Origin of the sequence: Lacticaseibacillus zhaodongensis (genome assembly GCF_009687905.1) — a bacterium.
Lineage (GTDB): Bacteria > Bacillota > Bacilli > Lactobacillales > Lactobacillaceae > Lacticaseibacillus > Lacticaseibacillus zhaodongensis.
On sequence record NZ_BLBG01000037.1, the window covers coordinates 1 to 2,887 of the forward strand.

At 49.5% G+C, this 2,887-nt stretch carries 3 protein-coding genes; all 3 read right to left on the reverse strand.

What is annotated here, in order from left to right; translation table 11 throughout:
* On the reverse strand, window positions 1-1,100 hold a 1,100-nt coding region (locus GN107_RS11255), incomplete at its 3' end, for a site-specific integrase (RefSeq protein WP_155287933.1).
* Window positions 1,097-1,360: a DUF3173 family protein gene (locus GN107_RS11260; protein ID WP_230678619.1), complete on the reverse strand. Its 264-nt coding sequence runs from the start codon at window positions 1,358-1,360 to the stop codon at window positions 1,097-1,099. The genes GN107_RS11260 and GN107_RS11255, both read right to left, overlap by 4 nt.
* A gap of 77 nt (window positions 1,361-1,437) precedes the next feature.
* The gene (locus GN107_RS11265) at window positions 1,438-2,718 is read right to left on the reverse strand and encodes a replication initiation factor domain-containing protein (protein WP_155287934.1); all 1,281 of its coding nucleotides are present in this window, start codon (window positions 2,716-2,718) and stop codon (window positions 1,438-1,440) included.
* Window positions 2,719-2,887 lie beyond the last annotated feature (169 nt).

Here is a 2,887-nt window from a genome sequence, read left to right on the forward strand (position 1 = left end):
ATCCCGTTGAGCTTTTTTGCGACTTCAAAGTTACTGTTGGGGTAAAGATGACCGTAAGTGCCGAGCGTCGTTTCGATGTCTTCATGCCCCAGACGTTCTTTAATCTGGAGTGGATTTTCACCGAGGCTGATCAACAGCGACACATGCGAGTGGCGGAGGCCGTGCACGGTAATTCGCTGAACTTTAGCGAGTGTGCTGTACGCGTCCACAATATCAATGAATTGCTGGTCAGAGCACGGAATCCCATCACGTGAGAATACCCACTCGGAATTCACCATCGCCGCTTGTGCGGTCTGCCACGCGCCTAAGCACGCAACGGTATCATCATCAAGTGCCACAGTACGGCGACTAGCGGCGGTCTTTGGCGCTGGTGTTTCAAACCAGTTGCGGTTGTGATAGTCCATCGTCTTATTGACGTTCACGGTCTTAGCTTCGAGATCAACGTCTGTCCACTTCAACGCTCGTGCTTCACCACTACGCAAGCCAGACATAAACATGAACCACAACATCGTGTAATCAAAGCGGCCCGTGTACGTGTCGGTATTTGTCTTAGCGAGCACCTTTTGGAAGTCAGCTTGTGTCCAGAACTGGATCTTCGCTTTCTTCTTTTTGATGAGGCCAACAACACGCACTGGATTCTCGGTGATGATGCCCAGCGCCTTAGCACGTTCTAGCACTTGACCTAACATAATGTTGATAGTACGCGCATAAGATTGCTTACAGTCTTTGAGTACGCTGACTTGCCAATGTTGCACATCAATCGGCCGAATTTGGTCAATGATGATGTCGTTGAACCTAGTCAGATACTCACTGTTCATCAAGACTAGCCGCTGACGGTAGGTGCGTGGCTTTACTTGGGTTTTGTACCAAGGCTTGAACACGTCTTCCATAAAGTCGCCAAACTTAGTCTGCTTGATGTCCTCATCATCGGCGATCCCCGCCGCCAACATTGCAACTCTTGCTTTTTTCGCCTCCGTTTTCGTTTTGAAGCCGCTGGCACGCTTTTGAATTCGCTTGCCAGTCCGTTTGTCAGTTCCTAAGCTTACGCGGAAGCTGAAAGTGCCGTCCGCTTGTTTTGTAATTGGGTCTTTCGTAGTCAAGATAGTTCCTCCTTAACTGCGGAAAGGCCACTTGGTGCACCCTCAAGTTGGCTTAGTTTCAAACCTAATACTGCGTCTACTGCTTCCACTGGAACACGGTCTACGCCTTTCTTACCGTACCATCCGAGGCCTTGTTTGAGCAACAACTCTTTTGCCATTTTGATGATACGGTTTGCTTGCGATGGACTGTATCTCAGCTTGATAAGGTCAGCTCTTGTCATCGTCAGGAAGACTGGCTGTTCTGGTGCGTTAATATTCAATCAAATCACTTCCTAAAGTTTGGTGGGAGTGAGATAATCAAACCAGATAGAACCCATATTTTATCTGTGAAGGGTGACTACTTGCTTTGGTCGGCGTAGTCGCTCTTTTTTGATTTCTCACGTTGCTTTGAATCTGTCATAATACCGTTGCGTTGATGCTGAAAATGGTGGATCACGTCCCAGTGGCGTTGCGTCAATTTACCACTGTCAATGATAGCCTTGAGTTCGTTCGTGTTGTTGTACTGGTCAATCACCTGCAACATCTTGAGCGAGGGTGCGACTTGCTTTCTTAACCATCGCGTAATGTGGTCATAGTTCAACGGCTCCGGATTAGTGGACAGGCGCAACTTATCCCGATTGTTACCGATGAATGCTGCCCAGCGGGGATCTAACGCCCACTCGCTTTTCGGTTTGTGGCTGGGGGTGAGAAAACGCAAATACTGATTGATGATGCCGAACACGACTTGCTCAGGATCACGTGTCGCTAATAGATGCTCAACCGCTGTGGCGGCACGCTCGCGGCGTAGGCGTACTTCAAAGCGGGTACGGATTGGTTGCTCTTCGATGGCGATTTCTGGGTGTTTCTGATGTTGCTCAAACGCCTTGTCGTAGATGCAGAAATTAACTTCGCTCTGTGGCGATCCAAGATACAGGGTGCGCCCAGAGGCGTGCCACTGTTTGGTGCGGTTGTCCCTGAACCCACGAAAGCGCGAGCTGAATTCATCACGGTCGCACTTCTCAATTAGTGTTTGCACATCTAGTAAACCGTTGCGGTCGTTGATAGCTAAATCAAGTCGGGTGAAGTGGCATTCAAGTTTGATACACGTCTCCAAGAAGTCATACCAAGTCCGGTTCTGTGAGCGCAGATATGATTCGACATAGCGACAACCTTGACCTTTTAGCTCAATCATTGTGCCGCTATCGTCTTTCGGGTTGTAACCTTCGGCATCCACATCTTGGTAAGGCGATAACATCATCTTGATCTCACCGCATATCAGGGTTGCTGAATAGCCGTAGTGAGCGCCCTCGTGAAGATTGAAATGGGTCGGGCTGATTTGGAACAGGTCGTTAATCAATTCTTCGTAGTCGTGCGTCTTGAAGGTAACGCCGAGATAGTCGATACAGACATCCAGATTATTCTGACCGGTCAACGCACGCAACGCCAACGTTAGTTCTAATCGGGCTTTATCGTTGAGTGGCTTCTTGCGACCCAGCAGTTGATTCAGGTGTGACCGGCTGTAATTAGCCATGTCGGCGAGCTGGCCTTGTGTAATACCATTGTCGCGCATCTCGTCGTGGACTTGATCAAGCCAATCTTTGTTGGTCATACCGCCAATTAAGTTTAAGTCTTTGAGCATGTTAGCTCCTTTCTATGCGTCCTAACAGCAATTTGGCGTTCCGCCTGTGCGGCAAGGCCTTGCCACGGGCGTTTTATGCCTACCGTCGGATTTCTTGTTACTTGTATTTGCCCCCCTATTAGATACTGGGGGCTTGAGGCGGCCGGCTAACGCCGACCGCCGCCGCTCG

What these genes read in the sequence shown, in the direction of transcription:
- GN107_RS11265 (WP_155287934.1), bottom strand. Translation starts at nt 2,718, where the DNA reads ATGCTCAAAGACTTAAACTTAATTGGCGGTATGACCAACAAAGATTGG.